We start from the raw sequence: 15,487 nt of genomic DNA on the forward strand, positions 1-15,487 counted from the left end.
CATTTTAAATTTCCTTCTTTTGTCTTTGAATCCAATTTGATTTATACAGAAAGGTAAAATAATTTGGAATATATTAATCATACCGATAATATCATTTACCAAAGACCAACGGAAAGGAAGTGTTTATATGAGCGCGAACAAATGGGTAAGATCAATTAGCTTTAACAGGACCAATCCGGATGACATTAAGCGGCTAAAGTACATCGGCAAAAAGTCATTTTCAAAGTTTGTAAAAAAGTTAATTGATGAAGAAATTCAAAGGCAAAAAACGGTAACACCTGTCGATCTTACCAAAACCGCTACACCACAAGTGCAGCAACAGGTACTACCAAAAAAGCAGAACCAATCGATAGCACCATCAATACCGAAAATGAACGTTAAAATCGGAGGGAAAGAGTATGTTTGATGTTTTGTTAGCAAGTGGTGTTTTAGCTGGTTCGTTTTATATAAGAAGAGGAGGTACAGATGCACAACGAATTCAGCGAATATGCAGAAAAGCGGGACTGTATGTTAAATACGATGGCAAAGAGGACACAATGAAGCTGCTAAGAAGTAAGAGGGGCAGCAACTTTATTGAATACGTGTTTAGGATCCCAGAAGGATTAAGCTCTAAAGATTTTATAAAAAAGAAGGACGTAATCGAAGATGGTTTGAACACTTCTAAAAATACAGTACTGCTCTATTTTAAAAAGGAAAAGTCAGAACGAAAAGAAATAGAGATATCATTTGATAAAGTGCTAAAAATTAAAGTGTTTAACAAACCCATGCCTGAGCTAGTGCCTTATGAAAACAGCGCCAAAGGATGGAACGTTCCAATTGGACAGAGCCGATCAGCATCAATCTATCATGATTTCGAGAAGATTCCACACATCGTCGTTGCGGGGACTACAAGATACGGAAAGTCTGTCTTTTTAAAAAATGCTATTACCACATTAATCGTTAACCAGTCAGGATCCGTTACGTTTACATTAATCGATTTAAAGGGCGGCTTAACCTTTAACAGGTATCGAACATGTAAGCAAGTCTTAACTGTCGCAAGTGACACGGAAAGCGCTCTGGAAGCACTAAGGGAAATTAAAGCTAATATGCAACAGGTTATGGACCATTTAATGCAGTTGGAGGCTGAAAACGTTCAGGAAGCGGGAAGGAAAGACCGTCACTTTATCGTTGTAGATGAAGCAGCTCAGATAGCTTCAGCTGGTGAGACTGATCGTGAGATCAAAAAAATGAAGGTAGAATGTGAGCAAATCATTTCAGAAATAGCACGGATAGGTGGGGCCTTGGGATTTCGTATAATCTATGCTACTCAATATCCTACAGCTGACACACTGCCACGACAAGTCAAACAGAACTGTGACGCTAAATTATGTTTTAAGCTGCAGACCGATGTTGCCAGCCAAGTGGTACTAGATGAAACAGGGGCGGAAAGCCTGCCATTTATTAAAGGCCGTGCCATCTATTTGACGGATAGAAAACACATCGTGCAGACGCCATTTATCGAGAATAAACAAATAGAGGATCTGATAGAGGAACGTGGAAAAAGATAGTCGGAGAAATAGCTTTCGAAGCAGCTACATTTGGTCTTAAGCAATACAAAGCAAAGAAGAAAAAGTCTACTCGTAAGCCAGCTAAGAAAAGAACAAAGAGGGGGAAATAACATGATGTTAACTAATAGAATTCAAACAGTAGGGGCAGTTAATGAGTTTTTATCTGGGGAGTATCGTTATAAAAAAGTGCTTAATAAGACAAATAAACGCCTAGCAAAAATCGGCTTAAAGGTAGCCATCACTGTTGTAGCTGGTAGCCTATTTCTCGATATCACAACACCATTGGCATTTGCCCAAGAAGTAGCTTTACCATCTGTAAAAGAGACTTTTGGAAGTGCGGTTAATACAGCCCTGCAGCCTCTTATCGATGTCTTGAAGGAAATCTCCAAGCCGATTGCCGGTGTTATGGTCACTTGGGGTTGCCTCCGATTTATGATTGGTCAACAGGAGCAGGGCATATCAAATATGCAACAGGCGGCAATTGGATATATACTTGTGCAATTGTCCCCAATTATATTAAAATTGATCACAGGGGTAGGCGATGCTGTAGCATAAAAAAAAGAAGGCAAATAGTTTGCCCACCATTTGCCCACAAAGGTAATATATTTTATGATTTTTTATTATAAGCAATAACTTAGAAATGCTTATTTAACGCATTTTGATACATGTTATTACCTATTAATATATACGAAAATAATCAAGTTTGAAATGGAAGGGTCTATCGGCTAAACTAAATATGTTTAACCAATTAATGTAAGACTCGAGGCTAATCAAATAGCCTCGAGTCTTGTTATATTCATAAGGTAATAGGTGGTGAAGTATGATGGAATGGATTATTTTGTTTTTTCTTGGTTTGTTTTCAGGGGTTGTTGGGAGTTTAATTGGTTTAGGTGGAGGCATCATTATTGTGCCATCGCTATTGTTTCTTGGCACCTATACAGACTGGATTAGCAATGTAACGCCGCAAATTACGGTTGGAACCTCTTCGTTAGTTATTATTTTTACCGGTTTATCGTCGACGTTAATGTTTATGAAGCATAAAACAGTCGATTATATCAGTGGCTTACTCTTTTTTATTGGGAGTGCTCCAGGGTCAATAATTGGGGCGATGACGAACAAATATTTAAATGCGGAAGAGTTTAGTCTTTATTTTGGACTTTTTATGATATTTATTTCGTTTACTTTAATGATTCGGGGGAAATTGAAGCCTGTTTCCGCTTCTACGAGCCGCTTTAGGATTAGTAGAACGAATGTGGATGTAAAAGGGAATACAGATACATATAGCTTTAATATCTTTTTTGGAATTTTTATATCTTTCGTCGTTGGTTTTCTAGGAGGAATATTTGGAATTGGTGGTGGCTCATTAATGGTTCCGGCCATGCTGTTAATATTCAGATTTCCTGCGCATATTGCAATTGCAACATCAATGTTTCTTATTTTTCTTTCTTCAACAGTCAGTTCATATACCCATTTTACGCTTGGGAATATAGACTGGCTGATCGCGATTGCCTTAATTCCGGGCGCATGGATTGGAGCAAAATTAGGAGCGATTATTAATCAACATTTAAAAGCTGAAACATTGGTTAAAGTTTTACGTGTTACTTTAATTTTGATTGGCATCCGTTTAATTTTATAATCCTTGAAAAAAAGGACAGACACCCATACCAATTCTTCAAATGATCATAAATTGATTATGGAAAGGATGTGGTATTTGGATGATTAAAACGGAGCCTATTTTCATAAATGATCACCAATTTACAGCTATTACAATTGCGCTGCCGAAAACAAATTTTATGGCGGTGACAAGTGATAAAGGATATATTATGTGCGGTGCTTTAGATGTAGCTTTATTAAATGAAAAGCTGAAGGAGAGAGGAATTATTGCAGGGAGAGCAGTAGGGGTTCGGACGATTGAACAACTGCTAGAAGCACCTCTCGAATCTGTTACGATCGAAGCTGAAAATCGCGGTATTACAGTGGGAATGCAAGGCAAGGATGCTTTGCTTAAAATGATCTGAAATGCTTGACTGAAGTGTCTGAGTCTGTATCCAGACACTTTTTGTTTTCAGCAAAATTCGATAAAATTCTATTTCTTCCGACTAAATTTTGGTATGATAATAATCAGTGAGAAGTAGTATTGATTATTTTTTAGTTAGATAGGGGTATGGTAGTTTTATGAGATTATTATCAACAAAGTCATTACAAAGGAATATGACACTCGCCAAACCTATCTATAATGGAAAAGGGCAGGTTTTGGTAGGTGAGGGAGTACCGCTAACTCCTCGAATAATTGATCGTCTCATTGAGTTAGGAATAACGTATGTTTACATAAGCGACCCTTTTACAAATGATATCGAGCTAAAATCACCAATCTCAGAAAAAACTAAGAAAGAAGCATTTCAGACAATTGAACAGACATTTGAAGTTGTAAAAAGTGGAAAATCGCTTTCAAATGTATTTCTTTTCGAACAGCTTGGTAAAAAGTTTTCGTTTGTAGTTCAAGATATTTTGAATCAAATAAAAAATCATACAGATGTCATTTCGTTATTATCTGAAGTATCAGCTTATGATCATTACATATTCACACATTCATTGAATGTTACGATTTATAGCCTTGCACTCGGTGTAGAACTGAAGCTGCCAGAGCGGAAGCTAGAAGAGCTTGGAATGGGAGCCATGCTTCATGATGTGGGAAAGATGCTCGTTCCATATGATATTTTGACGAAACCCGGGAAATTAACAAATGAGGAATTTTACGTTATACAGAAGCATGCTGAAGATGGCTTTAATATTTTGAGGAATATTCCTAATTTGCCGTTAGTTGCTGCTCACTGTGCATACCAGCATCATGAGCGGATGGATGGAAGTGGATACCCAAGGTCATTAGTCGGGGAAGATATTCATTATTATAGCCGTATTCTAGCGATTACGGATGTATATGACGCTGTAACATCCAATCGAGTTTATCGTCAAGCATTGCTTCCACATGAGGGTCTGGAAATTTTATATGCAGGTGCAGGGACGAAATTTGATTTAACTATGATTGAAGCCTTTCGGAGATCCATTGCCGCCTATCCAACAGGGTTATCAGTTCACCTAAATGATGGCCGAAAAGGGATTGTTATTAGACAAAACACCGGCACAAGCGAAAGACCGGTGATTAGAATTATTGAAGATCATGGAGCCCGTGTGCAAACACCATACGAATTAGACTTACTGAAAGAACTCTCCGTTGTTATTGTTGAAACAGATACAACCTTATTAGGAAAAAATGAAATAGTCCCGCCTAAACAAACATAGATTGTTGTTAAGGGGGGATTTTTTTGGCTAAATTCAGGCGGCGTTTTCCTAGGAGAGGACCCTTACCTACTAAAACTGTATTTATTATAACGTTTGTTATCTTTACCCTTTTTACTTTTCAAGGGTTATGGATTATAAATAAAGGCATTGAACCGACGTTAATGAGTATTGCTGAAAGCAAGGCAGAGCAATTTGCAACGTTAGCCATTAACGAAGCATTAAGAGAAAAAATTGCAGAGAGTGATAAGCAAATTGAGGATTTAGTCATTATCGAGAAATCAGAGGACGGCAGAGTCTCAACTATCGGATGGGATACGGCGCAAATAAGAAATTTTTTATGGGAATCAACACAAGTAGTGCAAGATTATTTGCATGCAATTGAAAGAGGAGAAATTCCTCCGTCTCGTTTAACGGGGGAACATATAACAATGGATCAAAAAGGGATAATTGCAGAAATTCCATTGGGTCAAGCAACTGGAAATGTGTTATTGGCAAACTTAGGTCCAAAGATCCCAGTTCGGTTTTCAATGGTTGGTGAAGTAAATACAGATGTAAAAAATGAAATGACTGAATATGGAATTAATAATGTCTTAATAAAACTATTCGTTAATGTAATCGTAAAAATTCAAGTGATAATTCCATTTAAATCAAATATGATAACCGTTTCAACAAATATTCCAATAGATATACGAAATATCAACGGAGAAGTACCGTACTTCTACAATAGTGGTGAAGGAGGAGAACCCTCGATAGAAGCACCGCTGCCTTAATATTATAGTAATTTTTGGGGACGGCTGACCGCAAAAGAATTGCGGCAGCCCCTATTTTATTCTAATATTAATTTATTTCTTCTTCCTTTGCTGTCTTTCCTGTCTCTCCCAGTTACGCAACGAAGGATACGGATCAAAGGACCATTCTGTCATGCCGTTATCTTTATAGATTCCGTAATGCAAATGTGGCGGGAACTTTCCAGATGTACCTGGAGGGCCATAGCCGGAACTTCCAACGTAGCCAATCACTTCGCCGGCTTCAACTAATTGGCCAGGCTTTAATTTACCCTCAAAACCGGATAAATGAGCATAGTAGTGATAATTATTATTTAGATCACGAATACCGACTCTCCAGCCGCCGTATTTATTCCAGCCTTTTAGCTCAATGACACCATAACTTGTAGACCGGACAGGGGTCCCGTACCCGGCAAAAATGTCAGTGCCTTCATGGATGCGAATGCCGCCCCATCCTCTTCTGTCGCCCCATGTGCTTCGGTAGGAATAATTCCATCTTAATGGTACCGGAAAAGCATGTTTATCCACAATGTCTAAACCGTATTTTTCAAATAAAAGAGCATTGTTTATGATAATACCGACAGCTTTGTCTCGTTTGTAATACTCCCAAAGCGCAATTTTTATATTCTTTTTATCAAAACCAAAGTCAGCTATATAATTGGCAAATGTAAATAAAACATCCTCGTCATCATTTTGGTCTGCTAATCCATCTCCATTTCCATCCAAGCCAATGCCTCCGAAAAACTGAATTGTCTTTGCGTTCGTATCATTTAATTCTGGGTTTAGAGGGCCAGCCCATTGTCGTGGAGAAAAATATATTCCAATAAACCCTTGTTCCTTAGGGATATCCTTTCGAGCACGCCGGGTGCTCCGTTCATATTGGTCGATGGCACCTAAGTAGTACCAAGGGATTTGCGTGATGGCTTCTACTTTTTTATATAAGGCTAATCTTTCGTTATAAATATCTTCGGGTTTCTTTTGTGTATTTGCTTTTGTAAGGTCTGGATCTATACTCAGGCAAAATAAAAGTAAGAGTATAAAAATGACAGTCCGCTTCACAACGTCAAATTCCCCTTTCGCAAATGAATTACTATTTATAGTTTGCAAAAAAACCAAAAATTAATAGGTGGAAAATGGAGTCAAATATTCGAAAAGTAGAAAAGGTGAGTGCATTATGGTAAATTGAACACTATACAATCTATCGTTTGGAGTGATGTAAGTGAAAGACAATCATGTTCCTAATAGAAAACCTGAATGGCTAAAAATTAAGTTAAATACAAATGAAAACTATACAGAATTAAAAAAATTAATGCGGAATAAAGAATTACATACAGTTTGTGAAGAGGCAAAATGCCCGAATATCCACGAATGCTGGGGCGAAAGAAGAACAGCGACCTTTATGATCCTTGGTGATGTGTGCACAAGGGCATGTCGATTCTGTGCGGTTAAAACAGGTCTTCCAACAGAAACGGACTTGGAAGAACCAAAACGGGTTGCTGAATCAGTGAAAGCGATGAATTTAAAGCATGTTGTCATCACAGCCGTTGCCCGGGATGATTTAAATGACGGCGGTGCATTCATTTTTGCTGAAACTATAAGGGAAATACGAAAAAGTTCGCCATTAACTTCAATCGAAGTTTTGCCGTCAGATTTAGGGGGAAATATCGAAAGCTTAAAGCTTTTAATGGACGCCAAGCCGGATATTTTAAACCATAATATTGAAACAGTTCGAAGACTTTCTGATCGAGTTCGTTCGAAAGCGAAATATGACCAGTCTTTGAAATTCCTTTATAATGCCAAACAATTTCAACCGAGTGTTCCAACGAAATCGAGCATTATGATCGGATTAGGGGAAACAACGGAAGAAATCATCGAAGCCATGACGGATTTACGGGTACATGATGTTGATATTTTGACGATTGGTCAATACCTGCAGCCGACGAAAAAGCATCTGTCGGTGGAAAAATATTATCATCCGAATGAATTTACCGAGTTGAAAAAGACTGCTTTTGAAAAAGGCTTCAAGCATTGCGAAGCCGGGCCGCTTGTAAGGTCATCTTATCATGCCGATGAGCAGGTAGAAGCAGCTGCTAAAAATGCTGAAAATAAAGAAAACTATGCCTGAGATATGGTGAAATAAGGGATAAGAGGTGAGAGGATGTTAATCAACGGGGTACAATATGAGCTCGTAGAGGATTACCGAAATGGATTTAATGAAGATGCGATCAAAGAACGTTACAGTGATATTTTAAATAAATATGATTATATTGTTGGTGATTGGGGTTATAATCAATTGCGTTTAAAAGGATTTTTTGATGATTCCAATCAAAAGGCAGCACCAGATACGAAAATTAGTACACTGTCCGAGTATCTGTATGAGTATTGCAATTTTGGCTGTGCGTATTTTGTTATAAAAAAATTAAAAAAGTAATAATTACACCTAAATATTCTGTATTTCATAAGTCGGATATTGCGACCGATCTTGATCGGACAACGTGATAAATTAATGATTTTATACAAACCACAAGTCTCTAAGCGTTAAAACCCGAATGTAGTCTCACTTCCTGAAATACCCAGATGTTCATTCGGGTTAGCTTAGAGGCTTGCTTTCTTGCAATTACTTTTGTATTGTCCGATCACAATTGGAAGCGAGATTCGGCTTGTGGAATACCACTCCAACTTGATAATACATTTACGGTGTTGTATATGGCAGCTCGTGATCTGTATCTGGATCATCATGCGGTGGATGGGCACCGGGATATTGCCTTGGAGAATCTTGATGCATCGATTTGAATTCATAGTTGAAAGCACTATATCTACGCTGTCCTTCTTCCCAAGGAGTACTTTTCAGTTCTACCGGCTCATCCTGCCTAATTGGACAACCATAGGCCCCATCTGGAAATTCTTCTGCAGTCAAAAAATTCCTCATCGTTTCAACATTAGAAAAATCCGTATATTGCTCACGTTCTGTACCTTTTTTCTTCCAAAAACCCAAAGAAACCACCTCCTATAGATAGAATGGTCTATAAAAGATGGTTTCATGTGGTGAAACTTAATCCAATTTACTGTACTAGTTATACTGAAGTGATTTGCTTTAGAAAATGATGAAGCTCAGCTGCATCCTCTTCATCTAAATTGTAAATATGTTCAAGATACCCCGGTTCGTCTAAATCATCCTTCCCGATAATCGCAAAACGATGGCTTTGAATATCAAGAACTATATTTTTTCCGTAAAAACGGTCTGTTTGAATGACAGCCAAATCAAATCGTTGTTTAGATCCCATAAAACTTATAAATCGCGTTTTAGTTTCTTCAGTATCATCATATAGATAGAAAAAATCTGTAATGATAATCCCCTCCATTTTGATTCTTAGCTTACTGTGCTTTATTTTACAACAACAACCATCTCTTGTCGAAAATTAGTTGAAATAATGCTACAATAAAATATACATTACGATAAATTAGGTGTAGTAAAATGGTAAACCTATAAAAAACAAATAATTTTTAAGAGGTGTATTGCGTTGTATTTTGTAGATCGTGAATTTCTCGAACAGTTATTGCAACATATTGAAAAAAATATTGCTATTTTAAAGGAAAATTCAAATTGGGATGGCCCCCTTGAAAAGCTTGCCCTTGAGCGAGTTGTGCATATTTTAATTGAGTCAATTTTGGATGTTGGTAATACATTAATTGATGGATTTATTATGAGAGACCCAGGCAGCTACGAGGATATCATTGATATTTTATTAGATGAAAAAGTAGTGAAAGCCGAGGATGAAGTTCCATTAAAAGCAGTCGTTGCTTTTCGTAAAATCCTGATTCAAAATTATTTAGATATTGATCATGATCAAATTTTACAGAGCTTAAAAGAAAATATTGTAAAAATTGAACAATTTCCTAATCAGGTCCGCATCTACCTTGAAAATGAATTAGGACCAATAAACGCCTTTAAAGCATAAAAATGTTAACAAAGTATTCAATATTATATAAATATAGAAGTTTAAAAATGTCGAAAAGTAAGCTATAATGAATTCAAGGGTGGTGATCTATAATGACTAGTAATACGTCTTCAACAAGAGATGAAATATTAACAATGTTAAAATTGAATAAACGTATGACAGTAACTGAAATGGCTAATCAATTGCAAATTACTGAGATGGCTGTTCGGAGACATTTAAATACGTTAGAAAAGGACCGCTATGTTGAAACTATTCTTGTTCGACAAGCAATGGGACGTCCTTTAAACATTTATCAACTTTCAGAAGCTGGAGAAGAACTCTTCCCACGAAACTATAAGAATATCATTCTAGAATTCATCGCTGATATTGAAGAATTAAACGGACAAGAAATGGTCGATCAACTGTTTGAACGACGTAAGGATCGGATGAAAGTGACCCTTATGAAGCGGATGGAAGGTAAATCATTGGAAGAAAGACTTCAAACTCTTGTTCAAATTCAAAATGACAACGGCTATATGGCTGATATCGAACAAAATGAAGATGGAAGTTTTGAAATGTCCGAGCATAATTGTCCAATAGCTTTAGTAGCCAATAAATATCAATCTGCATGCCATCGTGAGCTTGAATTATTTAAAGAAGTTCTTGGCACTGACAAAATTGTCAGACATGCATGCTTAAGTGATGGCGATGGAGCTTGTCAATATCATATTAAGAAATGATTTAACTTTATTCAAAGTTAAAGCCTTCGGCAGATTAAAAAGAGGCTGTCTTAAGAGTGTCCAGCAGACATGGATACCTTTGGGACAGTCTCTTTTTGCTTTTGTATTCAAACATTATATAATAATTTGTGTTAGGAGTGATTTTTTGAAAAAGTATAATGCTTATTTAATTGACCTTGATGGCACCATGTACCGTGGAGCAGAACGGATTGAAGAAGCTGTACATTTTGTTAAAGCGATACAAAAAAAGAACATACGTTATTTGTTCGTAACGAATAATTCATCGCGGCGACCAGACCAAATAGCCGAAAAATTAATATCCTTTGATATTCCTGCAACACCAGAGCTCGTTTTTACATCTAGTATGGCTGCTGCTAATTACATTGCAGATCAGAAGAAAGATGCCGCTATTTATATGATTGGTGAAGAAGGTCTGCAGCATGCCCTTCAGGAAAAACAGTTCACCTTTATTGAAGAAAACCCGGATTACGTTGTCGTTGGAATTGACAGGGATCTTACGTATGAAAAATTGGCAAAAGGCTGCTTGGGGATTAGAAATGGAGCTACTTTTTTGTCAACGAACGCAGATATCGCGATTCCAACAGAAAGAGGATTACTGCCTGGAAATGGCGCCTTAACCTCTGTTTTTTCGGTTTCTACTGGAGTGAACCCGATCTTTATCGGAAAACCTGAATCAATTATCATGGAGCAGGCTCTGCGCGTCCTCGGTGCAAATAAGGAAGAAACTTTAATGGTTGGTGATAATTATGATACCGATATTGCGGCCGGCATGAGTGCAGGTATAGATACATTGCTCGTCCATACAGGGGTGACCTCCAAAGAAAAATTGACCGAATATGAAGCCCAGCCAACCTATGTAGTCGACTCTTTATCCGCATGGATTGATAAAATATAAAAGCTGTCTAGCCTCAGCGCCCAGCGACTCGTAAACTTCGCTAAATGGGCGCTTCGGCTTTTCGTTTTACTCCACATTTTTAGCTCGGTGTGCTAACCGGCTTGAGGCCGCCGCTGCAATGGCACCAACAATATCGTCCAAAAATGTATTGCAGACACCCTCATGGTGCTCATTAATTTTTTCTAATATTCCCGGCTTCTGCTTATCAATGTACCCATAGTTCGTAAATCCGATTGATCCGTAGACATTAATAATGGAAAATGCAATGATTTCGTCTACCCCGTAAAGACCTTCATCATTTAATAATGTAGTTAATAACGGCTCTGAAATTAGCTTTTTCTCTGCCAATATATCTAATTCAATTCCCGTTATGATCGCATTTTGAACCTCGCGTTTTGATAAAACACGTTCTATGTTCGCTAAGCACTCTTCTATTTTTAAATTCTCGTGATATTTATTTTGTAAATAATATACTAAATCGGCGATATCTTTAAGTTCGACTCCGCGTTCCTTTAATAGCTCCCTTGCACGTTTTTCAATAGGGTCCATGTGTTTTTCATCCTTCATCATGTTTTTCACCTTTTCTTATCATAATATACGTTCATTTTGCTTTTTATGTTCATTATATACTTCTTAATTTTTCCAATGAGCAACAATTTATACTTACGGGTAAGCCTACATACATATTAATAAGGTATTAGAAAGGGGTGCTTGGAAATGATCGAAAGAGATCTATATGAACAATATCGATTGAATAGCTCTCAATTAATTAAGTATAAAAACTTTCAAGCTTTTCACGAAAATGGCAGTTTGTATGTGATCGTTCCGATTCCTGAAATAGAACGGGAGGAATTATTGGAACTGAAGCAAATAAGCGATTATTTGCAATTTCAAAAAGAAGATAGAATAGCCAATTTTGTCCCGACCGTTACAAAAGAGTTGATTGGTTATATTAATGGTGAAAGCATCGCTCTTTTTAAGCTTCCTGATATAAATCATCGGAGAAGACTTTTCGGTGATGGCGGGGATTTAGCCAGATTACATCAGCTGGGGCGTTATTACCCATATCCACCACAAATAGCGACACGTCTAGGTCTATGGAAAACAATGTGGGAAAATCGCCTTGATCAGTTGGAAGAATGGTGGGGCCAAAGGATTCAAGGACTCCCGGAAAATCGTTTTGAGAAATTATTTTTTGAAACCTTTCCATACTATCTTGGTGTATCTGAAAATGCGATCCAATATGTTGCCGACTGTATGTGGGAGGACGCTCGCAAGGAGGCACAAATAGGTACGATTTGTTATGTGAAATATAAACCGCAAACCGATCCAGACAGAGTCATTTTCCCAACTGACCTAATTTTTGATCATCCAACACGTGATCTTGCAGAATGGATTCGATCCAAGTACGTAACAGGTGCAGACATGCAGGAAATAAGCAGCTTTTTAAATCAATACGAGCGGATTATGCCATTATCAACAGTAAGCTGTCGATTATTATTTGGCAGGTTATTATTTCCACTCTCCTATTTTGAGGCAGTTGAGGGATATTATTCAGCATCTACGGAAAAAAGAAAAATGAAATATGAAAAACAATTTTTTAGAGTATTAGATCAAGCAGAGGACTATGAACGATTTTTAAGTACATTTTCTAAAAATTTTGGTGGGGTTTCATCGAGAAATTTGCAAATTCCTGAAATAGAATGGCTTCAGGGTATAAAAGGTTAATTGAATTATGTTAATATTATAAAAGTAAGGAAAAGCTGTTGTCCAAAAATTAAGTAAAAACAACTCTTGTATTGAAAGGTAATTCCATCTATAATGTCCGTATGACAAAAACAGATGTATCGTGTATGTAGACATGTGGGAAGGGTGAAAATAATATGATTAAATCAATTTCTATCGGATTGCTAGGATTAGGAACTGTAGGAAGCGGTGTTGTTCAAATCGTTGAGCGCCATCAGGATAAATTAATTCATCAAATCGGATGTCCGGTTGAAATTACAAAAATTGTAGTAAAAAATTTGGATAAACAGCGTGATATTGAAATTGATCCATCTAAATTAACAACAGATCCGAATGAAGTCATTGAAAATCCGAATATCGATATTGTTGTTGAAGTAATGGGTGGTATTGAAGATACTAGAAACTACGTGGTTAAAGCACTACAGAATAAAAAACATGTTGTAACAGCGAACAAAGATTTAATGGCACTTTACGGGGCAGAGCTATTACAAATTGCTTCTGAAAATGGCTGCGACTTATTTTTTGAAGCTAGTGTTGCGGGCGGAATTCCGATAATTCGTAGTTTAGTAGACGGCCTTGCATCAGACCGGATTACGAAAATGATGGGGATTGTAAATGGAACAACCAACTACATCCTTACTAAAATGTCACAGGAAGGCCGTCCGTACGGTGAAGTATTAAAAGAGGCTCAAGAGTTGGGCTATGCAGAATCAGATCCAACAGCAGATGTTGAAGGTCTCGATGCGGCAAGAAAAATGGCAATTCTCGCTACTTTAGGATTTTCCATGCAGATCGATTTGGATGACGTAAAAGTCAGCGGTATTTCAAGCATAACAGAAGAAGATTTAGACTACAGTAAACGTCTCGGCTATACAATGAAATTAATTGGTATTGCCGATCGTGAAGAGGATAAGGTTGAGGTTAGTGTTCAGCCGACATTATTGCCTAATAATCATCCGCTCGCAACTGTTAATGATGTCTATAATGCTGTTTATGTTTGCGGTGAAGCCGTTGGTGAAACGATGTTCTACGGACCAGGTGCAGGTAGATTTCCAACTGCTACATCAATCGTATCGGATCTAGTTGAAGTAATGAAGAATATGCTTTTAGGTGTAAATGGAAGCAAATATGTTGCACCACAATTTAAAAAAAGCCTGAAATCTGATGAAGAAATTTTATCGAAATATTTCTTGCGTATCCATGTGCAGGATCGCCCAGGGGCTTTTGCGGCGATTACATCATTATTTTCAAGCTATAATGTTAGTTTTGAGAAAATTTTGCAATTACCTTTAAAAACGAAAGGTGTAGCAGAAATTGTTATCATCACACATCACGCTAATAAGCAAGCTTATAATGAAATTATGGAAAAACTAAATACATTAGAAGTTGTCCGTGGTGTAAAGAGCAGCTATCGAGTTGAAGGGGAAGAAGTACTTTAATGCCAGCAACACATCTTACTTTCTTAAAAATTTATCTGATGAACATATCCAAGGAGCTGTAACTTAATGGTAAATAATAAGGCTTTTAGAATAACTACTCCTGGCAGTACTGCTAATCTAGGGCCTGGCTTTGACTCAGTTGGCATGGCTGTAAATCGTTATTTAGTTTTAGATGTAACACCAAGTGATGAATGGAAATTCATTTCTAAATCAGAAGAACTTACTGGACTTCCAGAAGGAAAAGAAAATTTAATGTATAAAGTTGCTACCTCTGTGGCTGATGATTATGGCTTTGAACTTCCACCACACAGAGTTGAAGTTACGAGTGATATTCCACTATCAAGGGGACTCGGCAGCAGTGCGGCAGCCATTGTTGCCGGAATTGAACTTGCAAACCAAATTCTGAATCTTGATTTGTCCGCTGAAGAAAAGTTAAGAAGAGCAAGCAATATCGAAGGTCATTTGGATAATGTAGCAGCATCCTTATATGGCGGTCTTATCATCGGCAGCCATCGTGAAGATGGAACAGATATGGTTCATGCGGGCTTTCCTGACATCGATATGGTTGTCTATATTCCAGCCTATGAACTTGAGACCAAAAAAGCACGGAGTGTACTCCCGGAAACAATGGAGTTTAAAACAGCCGTGTTCGCAAGTGGCATTAGTAATGTGCTTGTAGCAGCATTGTTAACATCCAATTGGGAGCTGGCAGGGAAAATGATGGTGAAAGATTTATTCCACCAGCCTTACCGTGGTGAACTCATACCGGAGCTCGGAATGGTGTTTTCATTGGCGGATGAATTGGGCGCCTATGGTGTAGCGCTTAGCGGTGCAGGACCGACCATTATTTGCTTTGCACCAAAGGGCAAAGGTGAATCTATACAGAAGCACCTTCAAGAAAAGTTCCCAACTGCAAGAATTGAGACATTGAAAGTGGACCAATCTGGTTTGTCTATAGAAAAAAAAGAAAAAGCTGTCAAATGACAGCTTTTTCTTTTGATGTTGTGCATCATTGTCTAGCTCCAGCGCCTATCGCCTAGCAAACTTCAGGTCTCCTCCCTACGATAAGTCAACTA

General features: G+C 37.6%; 19 protein-coding genes. 15 read left to right on the forward strand and 4 right to left on the reverse strand.

What is annotated here, in order from left to right:
* Positions 1–127 precede the first annotated feature (127 nt).
* The 7 genes from BAZO_RS08365 to yunB all read left to right on the forward strand — a co-directional run bounded on the left by BAZO_RS08365 (position 128) and on the right by yunB (position 5,617).
* Positions 128–406: a hypothetical protein gene (locus tag BAZO_RS08365; protein WP_003330976.1), complete on the forward strand. Its 279-nt coding sequence runs from the start codon at positions 128–130 to the stop codon at positions 404–406.
* Positions 399–1,547, forward strand: a complete 1,149-nt coding sequence (locus BAZO_RS08370; RefSeq protein ID WP_003330977.1) for an FtsK/SpoIIIE domain-containing protein — start codon at positions 399–401, stop codon at positions 1,545–1,547. The genes BAZO_RS08365 and BAZO_RS08370 overlap by 8 nt, the downstream gene beginning before the upstream one ends.
* 111 nt (positions 1,548–1,658) lie before the next feature.
* Positions 1,659–2,102: a pilin gene (locus tag BAZO_RS21165; RefSeq protein WP_051015786.1), complete on the forward strand. Its 444-nt coding sequence runs from the start codon at positions 1,659–1,661 to the stop codon at positions 2,100–2,102.
* 268 nt (positions 2,103–2,370) lie between these two features.
* Complete coding sequence (locus tag BAZO_RS08380; protein WP_003330981.1) at positions 2,371–3,183, forward strand: sulfite exporter TauE/SafE family protein; 813 nt, start codon at positions 2,371–2,373, stop codon at positions 3,181–3,183.
* A gap of 79 nt (positions 3,184–3,262) precedes the next feature.
* Entirely contained in the window at positions 3,263–3,565 is a 303-nt protein-coding gene (locus tag BAZO_RS08385; RefSeq protein WP_003330982.1) for a YunC family protein, read from the forward strand.
* Between the two features lie 157 nt (positions 3,566–3,722).
* Entirely contained in the window at positions 3,723–4,847 is a 1,125-nt protein-coding gene (locus tag BAZO_RS08390; RefSeq protein WP_003330983.1) for an HD-GYP domain-containing protein, read from the forward strand.
* Between the two features lie 23 nt (positions 4,848–4,870).
* Positions 4,871–5,617, forward strand: coding sequence for a sporulation protein YunB (yunB, locus tag BAZO_RS08395; protein WP_003330984.1), 747 nt, complete (start codon positions 4,871–4,873; stop codon positions 5,615–5,617).
* Positions 5,618–5,689: 72 nt separating this feature from the next.
* Here the strand turns inward: yunB and BAZO_RS08400 are convergent, their stop codons facing one another.
* Complete coding sequence (locus BAZO_RS08400; RefSeq protein WP_003330985.1) at positions 5,690–6,691, reverse strand: M23 family metallopeptidase; 1,002 nt, start codon at positions 6,689–6,691, stop codon at positions 5,690–5,692.
* A 160-nt stretch (positions 6,692–6,851) separates the two neighbouring features.
* Here BAZO_RS08400 and lipA point away from each other — a divergent pair, with 160 nt between their 5' ends.
* The gene (lipA, locus tag BAZO_RS08405) at positions 6,852–7,757 is read left to right on the forward strand and encodes a lipoyl synthase (RefSeq protein WP_003330986.1); all 906 of its coding nucleotides are present in this window, start codon (positions 6,852–6,854) and stop codon (positions 7,755–7,757) included.
* Positions 7,758–7,790: 33 nt separating this feature from the next.
* Positions 7,791–8,063 (forward strand): YutD family protein, encoded by a 273-nt coding sequence (locus tag BAZO_RS08410; RefSeq protein ID WP_003330987.1) that lies wholly within the window; start codon positions 7,791–7,793, stop codon positions 8,061–8,063.
* Between the two features lie 261 nt (positions 8,064–8,324).
* Here BAZO_RS08410 and BAZO_RS08415 read toward each other — a convergent pair whose 3' ends face one another.
* Positions 8,325–8,561, reverse strand: coding sequence for a hypothetical protein (locus BAZO_RS08415; protein WP_051015788.1), 237 nt, complete (start codon positions 8,559–8,561; stop codon positions 8,325–8,327).
* A 145-nt stretch (positions 8,562–8,706) separates the two neighbouring features.
* On the reverse strand, positions 8,707–8,994 hold the full coding sequence (locus BAZO_RS08420; RefSeq protein ID WP_003330988.1) for a DUF3055 domain-containing protein: 288 nt from the start codon (positions 8,992–8,994) through the stop codon (positions 8,707–8,709).
* Between the two features lie 159 nt (positions 8,995–9,153).
* On the opposite strand from BAZO_RS08420, the gene BAZO_RS08425 reads away from it, so the two are divergent.
* The 3 genes from BAZO_RS08425 (at position 9,154) to BAZO_RS08435 (ending at position 11,226) form a co-directional block, all read left to right on the forward strand.
* Positions 9,154–9,591, forward strand: a complete 438-nt coding sequence (locus BAZO_RS08425) for a DUF86 domain-containing protein (RefSeq protein WP_003330989.1) — start codon at positions 9,154–9,156, stop codon at positions 9,589–9,591.
* A gap of 92 nt (positions 9,592–9,683) precedes the next feature.
* A complete protein-coding gene (locus tag BAZO_RS08430) occupies positions 9,684–10,310 on the forward strand; it encodes a helix-turn-helix transcriptional regulator (RefSeq protein WP_003330990.1) in 627 nt (208 codons plus the stop codon).
* Positions 10,311–10,455: 145 nt separating this feature from the next.
* A complete protein-coding gene (locus BAZO_RS08435) occupies positions 10,456–11,226 on the forward strand; it encodes a TIGR01457 family HAD-type hydrolase (RefSeq protein ID WP_003330991.1) in 771 nt (256 codons plus the stop codon).
* Positions 11,227–11,292: 66 nt separating this feature from the next.
* Here BAZO_RS08435 and BAZO_RS08440 read toward each other — a convergent pair whose 3' ends face one another.
* A complete protein-coding gene (locus tag BAZO_RS08440) occupies positions 11,293–11,793 on the reverse strand; it encodes a phosphatidylglycerophosphatase A family protein (RefSeq protein WP_003330992.1) in 501 nt (166 codons plus the stop codon).
* Positions 11,794–11,943: 150 nt separating this feature from the next.
* Here BAZO_RS08440 and yutH point away from each other — a divergent pair, with 150 nt between their 5' ends.
* From yutH to thrB, 3 genes are all read left to right on the forward strand, one after another.
* Positions 11,944–12,954, forward strand: coding sequence for a spore coat putative kinase YutH (gene yutH, locus BAZO_RS08445; protein WP_003330993.1), 1,011 nt, complete (start codon positions 11,944–11,946; stop codon positions 12,952–12,954).
* A gap of 155 nt (positions 12,955–13,109) precedes the next feature.
* A complete protein-coding gene (locus tag BAZO_RS08450) occupies positions 13,110–14,411 on the forward strand; it encodes a homoserine dehydrogenase (protein WP_003330994.1) in 1,302 nt (433 codons plus the stop codon).
* A gap of 66 nt (positions 14,412–14,477) precedes the next feature.
* Entirely contained in the window at positions 14,478–15,395 is a 918-nt protein-coding gene (gene thrB, locus BAZO_RS08455) for a homoserine kinase (RefSeq protein ID WP_003330995.1), read from the forward strand.
* Positions 15,396–15,487: the final 92 nt, after the last annotated feature.

The sequence above is a fragment of the Schinkia azotoformans LMG 9581 genome (assembly GCF_000307855.1).
Lineage (GTDB): Bacteria > Bacillota > Bacilli > Bacillales > Bacillaceae_J > Schinkia > Schinkia azotoformans.

Excerpts from the sequence above, each read along its gene's own strand:
- thrB (WP_003330995.1), top strand. The coding sequence starts at position 14,478 with ATGGTAAATAATAAGGCTTTTAGAATAACTACTCCTGGCAGTACTGCT.
- BAZO_RS08365 (WP_003330976.1), top strand. The coding sequence starts at position 128 with ATGAGCGCGAACAAATGGGTAAGATCAATTAGCTTTAACAGGACCAAT.
- BAZO_RS08450 (WP_003330994.1), top strand. The coding sequence starts at position 13,110 with ATGATTAAATCAATTTCTATCGGATTGCTAGGATTAGGAACTGTAGGA.
- yutH (WP_003330993.1), top strand. The coding sequence starts at position 11,944 with ATGATCGAAAGAGATCTATATGAACAATATCGATTGAATAGCTCTCAA.
- BAZO_RS21165 (WP_051015786.1), top strand. The coding sequence starts at position 1,659 with ATGATGTTAACTAATAGAATTCAAACAGTAGGGGCAGTTAATGAGTTT.
- BAZO_RS08415 (WP_051015788.1), bottom strand. The coding sequence starts at position 8,561 with ATGAGGAATTTTTTGACTGCAGAAGAATTTCCAGATGGGGCCTATGGT.
- BAZO_RS08380 (WP_003330981.1), top strand. The coding sequence starts at position 2,371 with ATGGAATGGATTATTTTGTTTTTTCTTGGTTTGTTTTCAGGGGTTGTT.
- BAZO_RS08385 (WP_003330982.1), top strand. The coding sequence starts at position 3,263 with ATGATTAAAACGGAGCCTATTTTCATAAATGATCACCAATTTACAGCT.
- BAZO_RS08410 (WP_003330987.1), top strand. The coding sequence starts at position 7,791 with ATGTTAATCAACGGGGTACAATATGAGCTCGTAGAGGATTACCGAAAT.
- BAZO_RS08370 (WP_003330977.1), top strand. The coding sequence starts at position 399 with ATGTTTGATGTTTTGTTAGCAAGTGGTGTTTTAGCTGGTTCGTTTTAT.
- BAZO_RS08440 (WP_003330992.1), bottom strand. The coding sequence starts at position 11,793 with ATGAAGGATGAAAAACACATGGACCCTATTGAAAAACGTGCAAGGGAG.
- BAZO_RS08420 (WP_003330988.1), bottom strand. The coding sequence starts at position 8,994 with ATGGAGGGGATTATCATTACAGATTTTTTCTATCTATATGATGATACT.
- BAZO_RS08390 (WP_003330983.1), top strand. The coding sequence starts at position 3,723 with ATGAGATTATTATCAACAAAGTCATTACAAAGGAATATGACACTCGCC.
- BAZO_RS08430 (WP_003330990.1), top strand. The coding sequence starts at position 9,684 with ATGACTAGTAATACGTCTTCAACAAGAGATGAAATATTAACAATGTTA.